General features: G+C 67.8%; 15 protein-coding genes. 1 reads left to right on the forward strand and 14 read right to left on the reverse strand.

Annotated features, from left to right (window positions below):
- Window positions 1-185 precede the first annotated feature (185 nt).
- Window positions 186-1013 carry a DMT family transporter gene (locus SOM39_RS13615; protein WP_320458621.1) on the forward strand — a complete coding sequence of 276 codons (828 nt, stop codon included), beginning with the start codon at window positions 186-188 and terminating at the stop codon, window positions 1011-1013.
- Here the strand turns inward: SOM39_RS13615 and SOM39_RS13620 are convergent.
- The 14 genes from SOM39_RS13620 to fliF all read right to left on the reverse strand — a co-directional run bounded on the left by SOM39_RS13620 (window position 1010) and on the right by fliF (window position 14116).
- On the reverse strand, window positions 1010-3151 hold the full coding sequence (locus SOM39_RS13620; protein ID WP_320458622.1) for a putative bifunctional diguanylate cyclase/phosphodiesterase: 2142 nt from the start codon (window positions 3149-3151) through the stop codon (window positions 1010-1012). The genes SOM39_RS13615 and SOM39_RS13620 overlap by 4 nt on opposite strands.
- Before the next feature lie 208 nt (window positions 3152-3359).
- On the reverse strand, window positions 3360-4151 hold the full coding sequence (fliR, locus tag SOM39_RS13625) for a flagellar biosynthetic protein FliR (RefSeq protein WP_068851654.1): 792 nt from the start codon (window positions 4149-4151) through the stop codon (window positions 3360-3362).
- A 7-nt stretch (window positions 4152-4158) separates the two neighbouring features.
- Entirely contained in the window at window positions 4159-4428 is a 270-nt protein-coding gene (locus tag SOM39_RS13630; protein ID WP_017356083.1) for a flagellar biosynthetic protein FliQ, read from the reverse strand.
- Between the two features lie 7 nt (window positions 4429-4435).
- On the reverse strand, window positions 4436-5218 hold the full coding sequence (gene fliP, locus SOM39_RS13635; RefSeq protein ID WP_068851657.1) for a flagellar type III secretion system pore protein FliP: 783 nt from the start codon (window positions 5216-5218) through the stop codon (window positions 4436-4438).
- Window positions 5219-5220: 2 nt separating this feature from the next.
- Complete coding sequence (fliO, locus tag SOM39_RS13640; RefSeq protein WP_068851659.1) at window positions 5221-5622, reverse strand: flagellar biosynthetic protein FliO; 402 nt, start codon at window positions 5620-5622, stop codon at window positions 5221-5223.
- The gene (fliN, locus tag SOM39_RS13645; protein ID WP_184123708.1) at window positions 5619-5960 is read right to left on the reverse strand and encodes a flagellar motor switch protein FliN; all 342 of its coding nucleotides are present in this window, start codon (window positions 5958-5960) and stop codon (window positions 5619-5621) included. Before fliN ends, fliO begins: the two co-directional genes overlap by 4 nt.
- Window positions 5957-6964 carry a flagellar motor switch protein FliM gene (gene fliM / locus SOM39_RS13650; RefSeq protein ID WP_068851665.1) on the reverse strand — a complete coding sequence of 336 codons (1008 nt, stop codon included), beginning with the start codon at window positions 6962-6964 and terminating at the stop codon, window positions 5957-5959. Before fliM ends, fliN begins: the two co-directional genes overlap by 4 nt.
- Before the next feature lie 9 nt (window positions 6965-6973).
- Complete coding sequence (locus SOM39_RS13655) at window positions 6974-7507, reverse strand: flagellar basal body-associated FliL family protein (RefSeq protein ID WP_176472652.1); 534 nt, start codon at window positions 7505-7507, stop codon at window positions 6974-6976.
- 338 nt (window positions 7508-7845) lie between these two features.
- Window positions 7846-8991 carry a flagellar hook-length control protein FliK gene (locus tag SOM39_RS13660; protein WP_320458698.1) on the reverse strand — a complete coding sequence of 382 codons (1146 nt, stop codon included), beginning with the start codon at window positions 8989-8991 and terminating at the stop codon, window positions 7846-7848.
- Entirely contained in the window at window positions 8991-9446 is a 456-nt protein-coding gene (gene fliJ, locus SOM39_RS13665; protein ID WP_068851672.1) for a flagellar export protein FliJ, read from the reverse strand. The genes SOM39_RS13660 and fliJ overlap by 1 nt, the downstream gene beginning before the upstream one ends.
- Window positions 9447-9449: 3 nt before the next feature.
- Window positions 9450-10832, reverse strand: coding sequence for a FliI/YscN family ATPase (locus tag SOM39_RS13670; RefSeq protein ID WP_095363805.1), 1383 nt, complete (start codon window positions 10830-10832; stop codon window positions 9450-9452).
- Window positions 10829-11464 carry a FliH/SctL family protein gene (locus SOM39_RS13675; protein WP_068851678.1) on the reverse strand — a complete coding sequence of 212 codons (636 nt, stop codon included), beginning with the start codon at window positions 11462-11464 and terminating at the stop codon, window positions 10829-10831. Before SOM39_RS13675 ends, SOM39_RS13670 begins: the two co-directional genes overlap by 4 nt.
- On the reverse strand, window positions 11461-12447 hold the full coding sequence (gene fliG / locus SOM39_RS13680; RefSeq protein ID WP_068854644.1) for a flagellar motor switch protein FliG: 987 nt from the start codon (window positions 12445-12447) through the stop codon (window positions 11461-11463). Before fliG ends, SOM39_RS13675 begins: the two co-directional genes overlap by 4 nt.
- Before the next feature lie 22 nt (window positions 12448-12469).
- Window positions 12470-14116, reverse strand: coding sequence for a flagellar basal-body MS-ring/collar protein FliF (gene fliF / locus SOM39_RS13685; RefSeq protein WP_320458623.1), 1647 nt, complete (start codon window positions 14114-14116; stop codon window positions 12470-12472).
- Window positions 14117-14128: the final 12 nt, after the last annotated feature.

Raw genomic sequence — 14128 nt, forward strand, 5'->3', positions numbered from 1 at the left:
AACGTCCGGTAACGCATGACGGGAAGCGCAGAAGCGTTCCCCGACGGAGGTCATGCCGCCATCGAACGCGGGCAATCCACGTGCAGTCGATCGGGATGCGACCCTACCAGCAACAGCCCAACGGCCCGGCGCCACCGGCATCATCAATGGCATCATCCAGGTTCAACTGACTGCTGCGGTAATCGATGTCGCCTTTCCTGTTCTGCGCCGTGCTCTTCGCCGGGCTGCTGCATGCCAGCTGGAACGCCATCGTCAAACGCGGCAGCGATACGCTGTTCACCACGATCCTGGTGACCGGCTCGGCGGCGTTGATCGCGGCGATGTGCCTGCCTTTCATGACCGCACCGGATCCGCGCAGCTGGCCGTGGCTGGCGGCGTCGACCGTGCTGCAGGCGGGGTATTACCTGCTGGTGGCGCGTACCTACCGGGTGACCGACATGAGCGCGGCCTATCCGTTGATGCGGGGTTGCGCGCCGATCCTGGTGGCGCTGGTGGGCGGGGCAGTTCTCGGCGAGCGCCTGCCGGGATTGGCATGGGCCGGCATCGGGCTGATCTGCTTCGGTATTCTGTGCATGTCGCACGGGATCGTGCGTCGGCAGATGTGGCTGCCTCTGCTCAACGCCGGAATGATTGCCACTTACACGCTGGTGGACGCCTTGGGGGCGCGGCAGTCTGGTTCGGCGCTGGGCTACACCTTGTGGCTGTTCCTGCTGTCGGGGCTGCCATTGCCGGTCTGGGCCCTCGCTACCCGCGCGCCGCAGCTTTTCGCCTATGCACGATCGAATTGGGGCTATGGCCTCGTCGGCGGCGTAGGTACCCTGACATCGTACGGCGTGGTGCTCTGGGTGATGACGCAGGCGCCTGTGGCGATGGTCTCGGCACTGCGCGAGACCTCGATCCTGTTTGGCGTGCTGATCTCTGCGTTGGTGTTACGCGAACGGGTCACCCGGCAACGATGGGTCGCCGCCGGATTGATCGTTGCAGGAGCGGTGGTGTTGCGCGTGTGCGGCTAATCCAGGAAATGCCCGCCCTGCGAGGCTTTGTGGTCCTGTGACACCACCATCCGTGGGCGTGGCAGGTCGTGGAGCTGCAGGAAGCGCTCGGCGTCGACCGGGCGGCCGAGCAGGTAGCCCTGCAGGAAGTCGCAGCCCAGCCGCTCCAGGTAGGAACGCTGGCCGGCGGTTTCCACGCCCTCGGCCACGATGTCCATGTCCAGCGCATGCCCCAGCGCCACGATGGCCGAGACGATCACCACGTCTTCGGAGCTGTTTTCCAGGTCGCGCACGAAGGCGTGGTCGATCTTGATCTCGGTGGCCGGCAGGCGTTTGAGATACAGCAGGCTGGAATAGCCGGTGCCGAAATCGTCGATGGAAATGCCCACACCCAGCCGCGCCAGGGCCTGCAGCAGGCGCAGGCTGGTCTCGGTGTCGCGCATCACCGCGCTTTCGGTGATCTCCAGGACCAGCCGGCGCGGTTCCACCCGGTGCAGTTTCAGCGCGTCGCTGATCTCGCCGAGCAGGTTCGGGGAGCCGAACTGGATTGGCGACAGGTTCACCGATACCGACCAGCTGTCGTGGCCGGCGTCATGCCAGCGGCGCAGCTGGCGGCACGCTTCGTTGAGCACCCAGCGCCCGATCTCGTGGATGACCCCGCTGCGTTCGGCCAGGCGGATGAAACGATCCGGTGGAATCAGGCCGTGCTCGGGGTGGTTCCAGCGGACCAGGGCCTCGGCGCCACAGACCTGGTGGGTGCTGACCCGCACCTTGGGCTGGTAGTGCAGGAACAGCTGGTTGGCCTGGATCGCGCGGCGCAGGTCGGCCAGCAGCCGGAACTGCTGTTCGGCGCTGTCGCTCATCCACTCGGCGAACACCACGAAGGCGTTGCGTCCGGCCTCCTTGGCCTGGTACATCGCCGCGTCGGCATACCCCATCAACTGGCGTTCGGTGGTGGCGTGGTCGGGGCAGATGGAAATGCCGATGCTGGCCGTGACCTGCAGCTCATGCCCGGGCACCAGGTTGCCGGTGCCCACGGCCTGAATGATGCGGCCGGCCAGGCTGGACACGTCCTCGTCGTTGTCGATGCCGACCACCAGCACGAATTCGTCGCCGCCCAGGCGGGCCATCACGTCGGCGGCACGCAGCAGCTGGCGGGTGCGCGTGGCCACCGCGACCAGCAGGGCGTCGCCGGTCTGGTGACCGTAGGCGTCGTTGACCTGTTTGAAGCCATCCAGGTCCATGAACATCACCGCGAAACGCCCGCCACGTTGTTCGGCATCCACCAGGGCCTGTTCAATGCGCTGCTGCAGCAGCAGGCGATTGGGCAGGTGGGTCAGCGGATCGTGCAGGGCGGCCTGGCTGAGCTCGGCGTGCGCATCGTCCAACGACGTGCGCAGGTGCAGGTTGCGCAACCGCAGCAGCTGCGCCTGCTGGCGCTGGTCCAGCCAGGACACCAACAGCACCACGGCCAGGATGCCGATGGTGAGCACCATCACCAGCGCTCCCAGCCACTGGGTCTGCAGGCCGGTGCCGGCGGCGGCGCCGCACACACTGTCAGCGGGGAACCGTGCCGCGGCCATGCCGGTGTAGTGCATGCCGACGATCGCCGCGCCCAGCACCACCGCCGGCGCCAGGCGATGCTGCAGCCGGGTGTCGTTGTGGCGCAGGCGGAAGGCGACGTACAGCGCGACCCACGATGCCGCCACTGCAATGATGAGAGAGAGGGTGAACCAGCCCGGGTGGTATTCGATGCCCGGGCGCATGAGCATGGCCGCCATGCCCAGGTAGTGCATGCTGGCGATGCCGCTGCCCATCAGCAATGCACCCAGCGCCAGGCGCGAGTGCGGCAGCGTGGCGCGTGAGACCAGCCAGAGCGCGAAGATCGAGGAGGCGATCGCCGCCAGCAACGATACCGCGGTCAGTTCAAGGTCGTACCCCAATGGAATGGGCAGCTTGAAGGCCAGCATGCCGATGAAGTGCATGGACCAGATTCCCAGGCCCATGGCGCACCCACCGCCCAGCAGCCACAGCACGCTGATCCTTGGCGAAGGCGCGGTGGTGACCCGATTGGCCATGTCCAGCGCGGTGAAGGACGCCATGATGGCGACCAGCAGCGAAACCACGACCAACCATGGGGTGTAACTGCCGACGAGCATCATGACTCTCCCTGGCGTACACAGCTGCAATCTAAAAAGACTGGACCGCGCGTCTGCGCGGACTGCTCAGGCACGTTCCCCCTGCCGTGAGCGCATGTTAACGACACAGGAGGGGGCGAAAGCAAGCGCAAATCCGGCCAAATTTCATGCAGCCATCACGCGACCGTCACCTGTTTTACATACGGGCGCGTACGCGACGGGGCCGGCGCTAGCGGGTGAGGCCGTCGGCGGTCTGGAACGCGGCGTCGAACAGGCGTTGCACCGGGGGGCCCATTTCACCGGCAAGCACGGTCAGCAGGAACAGGCCCAGCAACAGGGCGACCGGCAGGCCCAGCTGGATCGGGTTGAGCGCGGGTGCGGCACGCGCCAGCACGCCGAAGGCCAGGTTCACCGCCAACATGGCGACCGTGATCGGCAGCGACAGCGTCAACGCGCCGCGCAGCACCTGCAGCAGGAACGTGGGCGCGGTGCTGATGAACGCATCGAGGTCGGGCAGCGATGCGCCGATCGGCACTGCCTTGTAGCTGTCCATCACCAGTGAGATCAAGGCGAGATGCCCGTTGGCGGCGAAGAACAGCAGGCCGAACAGAAGATAGAACCACTGACCGATCACGCCCGAGGTGCCGCCGCGCATCGGATCGCTCATCTGCGCGAAGGCCAGGCCGGTGCCCTGCGAGACCAGTTCGCCGGCCATGGCACCGGCTTCGAACACCAGCCGCAGCAGGAAGCCGATGGAGATGCCGATGGCCAGTTCGCGCGCGATGCTGAGTACGGTGGCCGCGTCAAAACCGGTCCAGGCCGGGACGGGCGGCAGCATCGGCGACAGCGCGATGGCCAATGCGCCGGACAGCATCACGCGCACCCGTGCCGGCACCGCGCGGCTGCCGACCAGCGGCATGGCCATGATCATGGCGCCGATGCGCAGCATGGTCCACAGCACGGTGCCGATCATGCCGAAGGCGTTGAGCCCGTCGGCGGCCATCTGGGTTGCCGAATCCATCGCGGGGCTATCCGATCAGATGCGGTATGCGCTGGAACAGCAGCGTGGTGTATTCGACCAGGTGGCCGATCAGCAGGCTGCCGAGCGCGAACAGCACCGCGGTGAGCGCGGCGGCCTTGGCCACGAAGGCGATGGTGGGTTCGTTGAGCTGGGTGGCAGCCTGCACCACGCCGACCACCACGCCGACGATCAGGACGGTCAACAGCAGCGGGCCGGCTACCCACAGCACGGTGATCAGGCCGCCGCGCAGTTCGGTCAGGGCAAGTTCGGGTGTCATGGCGACCTCAGACGGCGTTGAAGCTGGCGGCGAGGGTGCCGACCACCAGCACCCAGCCGTCGACCAGCACGAACAGCAGGATCTTGAAGGGCGCCGAGACCAGCATCGGCGAGAGCATCATCATGCCCATCGACATCAGCACGCTGGCCACGACCAGGTCGATGATCACGAACGGGATGAAGATCAGGAAGCCGATTTCAAAGGCGGTTTTCAGTTCGCTGGTGACGAACGAGGCGACCAGCACCGGGAACGGAATGGCATCGGGGCTGGCGTAGGTGCCATGCCCGGCCATGCCGGCGAAGGTCATCAGGTCGGTTTCGCGGATCTGGGCCAGCATGAAGGCGCGCAGCGGCTGGGTGGTGAGGGTCCAGGCGGTCTGGAAGTCGATCTCGCCGTTGAGGTAGGGCGCCATGCCGCTGCCCCAGGCTTTCTGCCACACCGGCAGCATGACCATGGCGGTCAGGAACAGGGCCAGGCCGAGCAGCACCTGGTTGGACGGGGTCTGGCCGGTGCCCAGTGCCTGGCGCAGCAGGCCCAGCACGATGATGATGCGGGTGAAGGCGGTAAGCACCAGCAGCATCGACGGGATCAGGGTGATCGCGGTCATCAGCAGCAGGGTCTGCAGCGGCAGGCTGACCGGGGCGCCGCCGATCTTGCCGACATTCACGTCGGGCAGGTTGGGCACGGCGGGCGCGCCGGGCGCGGCCATGGCCAGCGCGGGCAACGCGCACAGCAGCAGGGTCAGCAGCAACGGCAGGTAACGGGTCCAGGATGCACGGGGGCCACGCATGATCATTTTTCCTTGCGCAGCCGCTGTTGCAGCAGCTGGGCGAAATTCGGCAGGTTCTTGAAATCCGGCAGGCGCGCCGGTTCCGGGGTGGGCAGCGGTTCGGGCAGGCGGTGCAGCGTGTTGATGCCGCCGGCGGTGACGCCGAGCAGCAGCTGTTCGCCATTGATATCGACGACGACGACGCGTTCCTTGGCACCCACGTTGAGGCTGGCCACCACGCGCAGGCCGTCGGCGGGCTTGAAGCCGCTGCCGGGCATGCGCTTGAGCACCCAGCCCAGGCCGACGATCAGCGCCAGCACAGCCAGCAGTGCGAGCACGGCGCCGAACATGCTGGGTGCCGCGGCGGCGTGCTGGCCGACCTTGGCCGCCGGTGCGCCGGCGGCAATGAGTGCCAGGGAAATCAACGCAGTCTCCGGATCCGTTCGCTGGGGCTGACCACGTCGGTCAGGCGCACGCCGAAGCGGTCGTTGATGACCACGACTTCGCCGTGGGCGATGAGGGTGCCGTTGACGAACACGTCGAGCGATTCGCCGGCGCCGCGTTCCAGTTCCACCACCGAGCCCTGGTTGAGCTGCAGCAGGTTGCGGATGGGCAGGCGGGCGCGGCCGACTTCCAGCGACAGGGTGACCGGTACGTCGAGGATCACGTCGAGGTTCAGATCCGGGCCGCCGCTGGTCTCGTCGGAGTGCAGGGTGGTGAACTGCGCCGGTGCCGGTTCGTTGGTTTCGATGTCGTCGTTCATTGCGGGTCTTCCTGGATAACGGGAGCGCGCGGGCGGGTGCCCGGGGGATGGGTAGCGGTGATCTTCACGGCGTTCATGCCGTTGGCGACGCCGAACTGGCCGGTGAACACGGGAATGTTCTCCACGCACAGCGGCACGTGGGGAGGCAGGTCGATGGGCAGGATGTCGCCGATCTTGAGCTGGGTGAGGTCACGCAGGCTCATGCGTTTGGTGGCGAGCACGCTGGAGAGGGTGACTTCGGCGATGTTGAGCTGTTCGCGCAGCATGGTGCCCCAGCTTTCGTCGCGGTCGTTGCGGTCGCTCTGGATGCCGGCGTCGAGCAGTTCGCGGATCGGTTCGAGCATCGAGTACGGCAACGTGACGTGGATGTCGCCGCCACCGCCGTCGAGTTCGACATGCAGGCGGCAGACCACGACGTATTCGCGGGGGGTGACGATGTTGGCGAAGTGGGGGTTGATTTCGGAGTTGATGTATTCGAGTTCGACATCCATCACCGGGGCCCAGGCTTCGCGCAGGTCGGCGAAGGTCTGCTTGAGCAGGAGGTGGATGACGCGCATTTCGGTGGCGGTGAACTCGCGGCCTTCGATGCGGGTGGGGTAGCGCCCGTCGCCGCCGAAGAAGTTGTCGACGATGGCGAACACGAGGGTAGGCTCGAAGACGATCAGGCCGGTGCCGCGCAGGGGCTTGAAGCGGATCAGGTTGAGGTTGGTCGGTACATACAGGGAGTGCATGTAGTCGTTGAACTTGATCAGTTCGATGCCGCGCACGGACAGTTCGGCGGAGCGGCGGATCAGGTTGAACAGGCCGATGCGCCAGAGGCGGGCGAAGCGCTCGTTGACCATTTCCAGGGTCGGCATGCGCCCCCGGATGATGCGGTCCTGGCTGGCAAAATCGTAGTTGCGCGCTTCGCCGGGGGCGATGGCGTCGACTTCGGTTTCGACGGCGCCGGAATCGACGCCATGCAGCAGGGCATCGATTTCGTCCTGGGAAAGCAGGTCATTCATGGGATGCCCTTACTGGGTGACGAAGCTGGTGAACAGCAGTTCGTCGACGCCCTTGCTGCCGGTTTCGGCTTTGAGCAGTTTCTGCACTTCGGCCAGGGAGTCGGCCTGCAGGCGTTCTTTGCCGGCGCGGTCGGCGATCTGGGCCGGTTCGACCTGGGAGAACAGCATGAGCAGTTTGGCGCGGATGGCGGGGGCGTGAAGCTTGATGGCTTCAAGGGCGGCCGGGTCGCGGGTCATGAGCTGGACTTCGACCTGGAGGTAGCGGGGGCCGTCGAAGCTGCTGCTGAGGTTGACGACGAACGGGGGTTCGAGGCCGAAGTACTGGGCGGGGGCGGGCACGGCCGATTTGGCGGTGGCGGCTTTGGCGGGGGTCTTCTCGTCGTGGGACTGGGTGAAGTACCACACGCCGCCACCGGCGGCGCCAGCGGCGACGACGGCGATCAGGGCGGTGACGAGGAGGGGGCTGCGCGGCTTGGCGGCCTTGTCCTTGTCGGTGGATTTCTTGGTTTTGTCAGCGGCTGCGGCCACGAGGGGAAGCTCCATAGGATTGCTTCCTGGCTACATGCAAAGGGCGTGCCGTAATGCGCCGGTGTTTCGTTGTCGGGAATTTGACGTTTCAACGGCAACGGCAACGGCAACGGCGTCGGCTGTGCGCTGTCTGAGGCTTGGCGGGTCGGTGCCGGTTTGCGGGGGACGCCGTGAACCCATCCCTGGGGGCTTGGTCGCGGCATCCATGCCGCTCACACCCCCGCAAACCGGCCCCGACCCACCTATGACGGTGTCCCATTGACGGGGGAAAAACCAATGCAAAACCGGTGTGCTGGCCGGGCGTCTTACATCGGCCTGTGTTTCGGTAGGGCCCGACCGTTGGTCGGGTCGCTTTATGCGTACGCGTCGACTAATCCGCGCTGGCGCATCAATTGCGATGGGGAAATCGTTGTTTCGACCAATGCCGCGTCTCCGTCTCCGGTTCCGTGACCTGCCTGGCCGCCGTTTGCCTTGCCATCCTGGGCGGTCTGCTGGTGGCCAACGTCGGCATTGCCCAGCTGGAATCCCTGGTCGTCCAGCATTTCACGCAGGCGCGGGATGCTGGATTCGAGGGCGTGGCGGACGTCGGCGTGGGCGCTGCTGAAGCTGGCGTGGACCTTGTCGCCGTCCATCTGGAGGCGGACTTCGATCTGGCCGAGGTCGTGCGGGGTGACTTTGATGGTGGCGTGGCCGATTTTCTGGTCGGCCAGCCAGCCGATGCGGGCGCTCATGGCGTCGTCGAAGTCGTCGCCGCCGATGTGCGGGGTGGCGGTGGGGTCGCCCTGGAACGGGGTGCTGGCGGTGGCGGCGGCCTTGAGTTCGGCGGCGGCGTGCAGGGCGTGCAGGAGCGGGGTGGTGGGGGCGTCGCTGTCGCTGCCGGCGTTGGCGATGGCGTCTTTCAGCGAATCGGGCAGGGCGACGTCTTCCGTGACCTGGGCGTCGGCCGGCAGGGCGATGGGCGCGGCGCTGCTGGCAGTGGCGGCGGGGGCGAGACCGGGCAGCGCGGATGCGGGCAGTGCGTTGGCGGGGGTGGTGGGCGCGGTGGGGAGTGCCGGGTCGGCCTTGGCCAGGGCGGTGTCGGCATTGGCGGCCGGGGCGGCCATGACGGTGACGGCTTCGACGCCGGCCAAGGCCAGGCCGGCGAGGCCGAGCGGCGGCCATGGAGCGGTGTCGGCGTCGTCGGTGGCGTCGCTGGCGGTCGGCGTGTCGCTGGCGGCAGTCGTGGGCGCGGCGGCCGGGTCGGTGGCCTCGGCTGGCGCGTCCGCGCCGGGGCGGCCGGGGGCGTCGCCCGTGCTGCTGCCGCCGGCGTCGGCGGTCGTGGGTTTGTCTTTGCTGGCCTTGGCGGGCGCGTCTTTAGGGCCGCCGTCGGCTTTCAGCAGGGCGTCAAAGTCCCGACGGTCGCTGCCGCCGCTGGCGGTGTTGCGCGCGCTGGGGCTGGTGGGGGTGGCGCTGCTGCTGGCGGTGGGGCCGGCGCTGCTGCCGAGCAGGCTGGGGGGCATCACGGGGTGTCTCCGCTGTCGGTGTCTTCGGCGCGGGCCAGGCGGCTGCGGCGGGCGCCGAGGTCGTCCATTTCGCGCTGGTCGCGGCGGTCGACCAGGACTTTTTCCTGGGCGCGGTAGCTGGCGGCGAGCTGTTCGAGCACGGCTTTGTCGCGGCTGGCCAGGATCAGGCGGGCGCGTTCGGCTTCGACCTTTTCGCGGTTGCTGTCGACGGTCTGGCGCTGCTGGGCGACGGCGGTGTCGAGGCGGTCGAGGAAGGCGCGGCGGTTGAGCAGCTGGGCCGGGCTGGTGGCGGCCATCTGTGCGTTCGCGTATTCCTCGGCATAGCGCCGCAGCTCTTCCAGGCGTGAGAGGTGGGTGTCGAGCACGCGCTGGCGTTCGGCGAGGTCGCGGGCGACTTCGTCTTCGTGGTCCTGGGCCCGCTTGAGCAGGGGATCGATGCGCTTGGATTGCATGGGTTAGCCCTCAGGTTCCACCAGGCGCTTGAGCGCGGCCTGGCTGTGCGGCAGGTCGGCGGCTTTGCCGACGTCCTGGCCGAGGAAATCGACGATGTCCGACCAGCGTTCCAGTGCTTCGTCGGTGGCCGGATCGTTGCCGCGCTGGTAGGCGCCGATGGCGATCAGGTCGCGGTTGCTGGAGTAGGCCGAGACCAGGCGCTTGAGCTTGCGGATGCGCAGGCGCCAGGGTTCGTCGGCGATTTCAGTGACGACGCGGCTGACCGACGATTCGACGTCGATGGCCGGGTACAGGCCGCTGTCGGCCACGCGGCGGGAGAGCAGGATGTGGCCGTCGAGGATGGCGCGGGCGGCGTCGGCGATGGGGTCCTGCGGGTCGTCGCCTTCGGTCAGCACGGTGTAGAACGCGGTGATGGAGCCGCGGCCTTTGGCGCCGTTGCCGGCGCGTTCGACCAGCGCGGGCAGTTTGGCGAACACCGAGGGCGGGTAGCCGCGGGTGGTCGGCGGTTCGCCGACGGACAGGCCGATTTCGCGCTGCGCCTGGGCGAAGCGGGTCAGCGAGTCCATGAGCAGCAGCACGTTCAGGCCCTGGTCGCGGAACCATTCGGCAATGGCGGTGGCGCGGTAGGCGCCGTGCAGGCGGGCCAACGGTGGGCGGTCGGCGGGGCTGGCCACCACCACGGCGCGGCGCAGGCCTTCTTCGCCGAGGGTGCTTTCGACGAAGTCGCGCACTTCGCGGCCACGTTCGCCGATCAGGCCGACCACGATCACATCGGCGGCGGTGTAGCGGGTCATCATGCCCAGCAGGGTGGACTTGCCGACGCCGGAACCGGCGAACAGGCCCACGCGCTGGCCACGGCCGATCGGCAGCAGGGCGTTGATGGCGCGCACGCCGACATCGAGCGGCTGGGTGATCGGTTCGCGGGCGAGCGGGTTGATCGAGACGCCGGCCATGCCGACGGTGCCTTCAGCGCGGATCGGACCCTTGCCGTCCAGCGGCACGCCGTCGCTGTCGATGACGCGGCCGAGCAGGCCTTCGCCGACTTCCACGCCGCCACGGCCCAGCGAGGGCACCACGCGGGCATTGGGCAGCAGCCCGTGCAGCTCGGCGCTGGGCATGAGGTAGGTGCGTTCGCCGGCGAAGCCGACCACTTCGGCATCGACCCAGCCGCCATCGGCCACTTCGACCTTGCAGCTGGCGCCCATCGGCGATTCGCAGCCGACCGCTTCCAGGGTCAGGCCGACCGCGCGGCGCAGCACGCCTTCGCGGATCAGGCCGCGACCATGTGCGCCGTCGGGCTTGATACCGTCCAGGCGCGCGGCCAGGCGCAGGTTGCGCGCGGCGGACCAGTCCGCGGCGGGCGGGGGCAGGGACTCGGGGGTCATGCGCTGGCTCCGGATTTGCGCAGCACTGCATCCAGCGCGCCGCGCAGACGCGCTTCGAGGGTGCCGTCGATGCGCACGGCTTCGGCGTGCACGCGCAGGTCGCCACGGCTCAGGGTGAGGTCGGCGGTGAGGCGCTGGGTGGGCGAGAGCTGCAGCAGCGGGGCGAGTGCGGCGATGTCGTCGGGGTGCAGGCGCACTTCGACGTCGCGATTTGCACCGCCCACCGCGTCGACTGCTTCGCCAACCAGCTGCGCGAGCAGGGCGGGGTCGGCCTCGTAGGCGCGGCCGACCAGGGTGCCGGCGATGCGCACGGCCAGTTCGCCGAGCGCGGCCACCACTTCGTTTTCGAGACGGGCCAGTGGACGGCCGAAGTTGTCCAGGATGCCTTCGATCTGCGCGACCAGGCGGCGCACTTCGGCCTGGCCCTGGGCCTGGCCGTCGGCGTGGCCCTGTTCGAAACCGTCTTTCTCCGCAGCGTCCTGGATCGCCTGGATTTCTTCCAGGGTCGGCAGCTGCAGCAGCGGTTCGGGCTCGTGTTCGGCAACCGGTTCGTCGAGGTCGTAATGGTCGTCCTGCGGGGCGGCAGGGGCCGCCAGCAGGTCCGGGGCAAGCCAGCGCACGGCGTGGTTCACAGCATCGCCTCCGCGTTGCCGCCGAGGGTGACGGTGCCTTCATCGGCCATGCGCTTGACGATGGCCAGGATCTCGCGCTGCGCGGTTTCCACGTCCGACAGGCGCACCGGACCGCGTGCTTCCATGTCTTCAAGCAGGATTTCGGCGGCACGCTGGGACATGTTGCGGGTGATCTTGTCGCGCACCTTGATGTCGGCGCCGCGCAGGGCCAGGCCCAGGCGCTCGCCACTGACTTCGCGCAGCACCAGCTGCAGTTCGCGGTCTTCCAGGTCGATCAGGTCGTCGAACACGAACATCTTTTCCTGGATGCGCGCGCTCAGCGGCGCATCGATGCGCGAGATCTCGCCGAGGATGGCCTGGTCCTGGCCACTGTCCATGAAGTTGAGGATGTTGGCCGCGCACTGCACGCCGCCGATGTTGGACGACTTCAGGTTCTGGTTGCCGGCGAACTGGCGCTCCATGATTTCGTTCAGTTCGTTCAACGCGTTGGGCGGAATGCCGTCCAGGGTGGCGATGCGCAGCAGCACGTCCACGCGGGTGCGCTCGGGCAGCAGCTTGAGCGCATCGGCGGCCTGGTCGGTTTCCAGGTGGGCCATCACGATGGCGATGATCTGCGGGTGCTCGTTGCGGACCAGGTCGGCCACCGCACGCGGGTCCATCCACTTCAGCGCATCCAGGCCGGTGGTGTTGCGGCCGAGCAGGATGCGGTCGATCAGGTTGCCGGCCTTCTCGCTGCCCAGGGCCTGCACCAGCATGTTGCGGATGTAGTCGTCCGAGCCGACGCCAAGCGAGGTCTTGGAGCCCAGTTCGGTGCTGAACTGGTCCATGACCCGCTCGACCTGCTCGCGGGTGATGTCGCTCATGGTCGCCATGGCGATGCCGATCTTCTGCACTTCCTTCGGTTCCATGTGGCGCAGCACGTCGGCCGCTTCCACTTCACCCAGGGACAGCAGCAGCACGGCGGCGCGCTGCACGCCGCTCAGCGGGGCAGGGGGGGCTGCGGGATCAATCATTGGCCACCCAGCCCTTGACCACCTGGGCCACGCGCTTGGAATCGGTCTTTACAGCTTCACGCGCCATGCGCAGTCGTTCCTCGTAGGAGTCCACGGGCAATGCCAGCGGCTCTTGGCCAGAAAGGTGTACCCGGTCCGAGCCGAGCTGGGGCAGGCCTTCGCCATCGTCCACCAGTTGCACGTCGGCGCTGTGCGGTTCGAGGCTGTCGTCCCGGCCGGGCTTCTTCGGGGTGCCGGTGATCGAGCGCAGCGCCGGGCGCAGTACGCCGAACACCAGCGCCAGCACCACGATGGCACCGAGCAGCAGGCGCAGGCCGTCCTGCACCTGCGGCAGTTCCCACCACTTCGGCCCTTCGACGGGGGTGACTTCACGCACGAACGGAGCGTTCATCACCGACACGGTGTCGCCACGTTCGGCGTTGAAGCCCACTGCCTGCTTGACCAGCGCTTCGACCCGGGTGAGTTCAGCGGCCGACAGCGGCTGCTCGGTGGTCTTGCCGTTGGCGCCCGGGCGCGGCACGTTGTCCAGCAGTACGGCGACGGAAACGCGCTTGATGCGGCCGGCCGGCTGGCGGCTGTGCTGCAGGGTGCGATCCAGTTCGTAGTTGCGTGTGGCGTTGCGCGCGGTTTCGGTAGGCGTGGCAGCGGTGGCCGGTGCCGCAGCCGGACCCGGCGGCGTGTTGCTGGCCGCACCCGGTACGCCCTGCGGACCCGGGGTGGTCGTGCTGTTTTCGCTGGTCTGTTCGCTGCGCAGCTTCTGCGGCTCGCCGTTGTAGATTTCGCGGGCTTCTTCGGTGACCGAGAAGTCCATGTCCACGCTGACCTCCGGGTTGACCCGGCCCGGGCCGGTCATCGGCTCGAGCAGCTCGCGGATGCGCTGGTTGAACGAGGTTTCCTGGCGGCGCACCTGGTCGAACTGGGCGGCGTTGACTGCCGCTTCGCTGTTGGGGTCGGACACGCTGAGCATGCGCCCGTTCTGGTCGACCACGGTGACGCGCTCGGCGGCCAGGTCGGGAATGCTGGCGGCCACCATGTGCACGATGGCATCGATCTGGCCGCGTTCCAGCTGCTGGCCACCGCGCAGTTCCAGCACCACCGAGGCGCTGGCGACGTCGCGCTGGCGGGTGAAGGCGCTGGGCTTGGGAATGGCCAGGTGCACGCGCGAATCGCGCACCGGGCGCAGGGTGTTGATGGTGCGCGACAGCTCGGTTTCCAGCGAGTGCTGGTAGCGGGCATTTTCCATGAACTGGCTGACGCCGAAGCCGGGGTCGCGCTCCATCAGCTCGAAGCCGAGCCGGCCGCTGTCGGTCAGGCCGGAGCCGGCCAGCTTCAGGCGCGCATCGTGCAGGTTCTTTTCCGGCACGGTGATGCCGCCGGTGGCCGCATCCAGTTCGAACGGAATCTGTGCAGCACGCAGCAGGTCGGTGGCTTCGGCGGTGGCCTTCTGGTCCAGGCCGGTGTACAGCGGCACCATCCCCGGCTTCTGCGACCAGAAGAACACGAACAGGCCTGCCGCAACGGCCACGGCGATCATCGCCATCAGGCCAAGCCGACGGGTGATCTGCAGGCTTTGCAGCCGGTCGAACCACTGGCCCGCCTTTTCGGCGTTCAGGGATTCCTTGGTGAGCGACAGGGCCATGCGTTTCTATCC

The organism is Stenotrophomonas sp. CFBP8994 (genome assembly GCF_034044835.1).
Taxonomy (GTDB): Bacteria; Pseudomonadota; Gammaproteobacteria; order Xanthomonadales; family Xanthomonadaceae; genus Stenotrophomonas; species Stenotrophomonas rhizophila_A.

What these genes read in the sequence shown, in the direction of transcription:
- SOM39_RS13620 (WP_320458622.1), bottom strand. Translation starts at nt 3,151, where the DNA reads ATGCTCGTCGGCAGTTACACCCCATGGTTGGTCGTGGTTTCGCTGCTG.
- fliR (WP_068851654.1), bottom strand. Translation starts at nt 4,151, where the DNA reads ATGGATTCGGCAACCCAGATGGCCGCCGACGGGCTCAACGCCTTCGGC.
- SOM39_RS13670 (WP_095363805.1), bottom strand. Translation starts at nt 10,832, where the DNA reads ATGACCCCCGAGTCCCTGCCCCCGCCCGCCGCGGACTGGTCCGCCGCG.
- SOM39_RS13615 (WP_320458621.1), top strand. Translation starts at nt 186, where the DNA reads ATGTCGCCTTTCCTGTTCTGCGCCGTGCTCTTCGCCGGGCTGCTGCAT.
- SOM39_RS13655 (WP_176472652.1), bottom strand. Translation starts at nt 7,507, where the DNA reads ATGGAGCTTCCCCTCGTGGCCGCAGCCGCTGACAAAACCAAGAAATCC.
- fliN (WP_184123708.1), bottom strand. Translation starts at nt 5,960, where the DNA reads ATGAACGACGACATCGAAACCAACGAACCGGCACCGGCGCAGTTCACC.
- fliM (WP_068851665.1), bottom strand. Translation starts at nt 6,964, where the DNA reads ATGAATGACCTGCTTTCCCAGGACGAAATCGATGCCCTGCTGCATGGC.
- fliP (WP_068851657.1), bottom strand. Translation starts at nt 5,218, where the DNA reads ATGCGTGGCCCCCGTGCATCCTGGACCCGTTACCTGCCGTTGCTGCTG.
- SOM39_RS13630 (WP_017356083.1), bottom strand. Translation starts at nt 4,428, where the DNA reads ATGACACCCGAACTTGCCCTGACCGAACTGCGCGGCGGCCTGATCACC.
- fliF (WP_320458623.1), bottom strand. Translation starts at nt 14,116, where the DNA reads ATGGCCCTGTCGCTCACCAAGGAATCCCTGAACGCCGAAAAGGCGGGC.
- fliJ (WP_068851672.1), bottom strand. Translation starts at nt 9,446, where the DNA reads ATGCAATCCAAGCGCATCGATCCCCTGCTCAAGCGGGCCCAGGACCAC.
- SOM39_RS13660 (WP_320458698.1), bottom strand. Translation starts at nt 8,991, where the DNA reads ATGCCCCCCAGCCTGCTCGGCAGCAGCGCCGGCCCCACCGCCAGCAGC.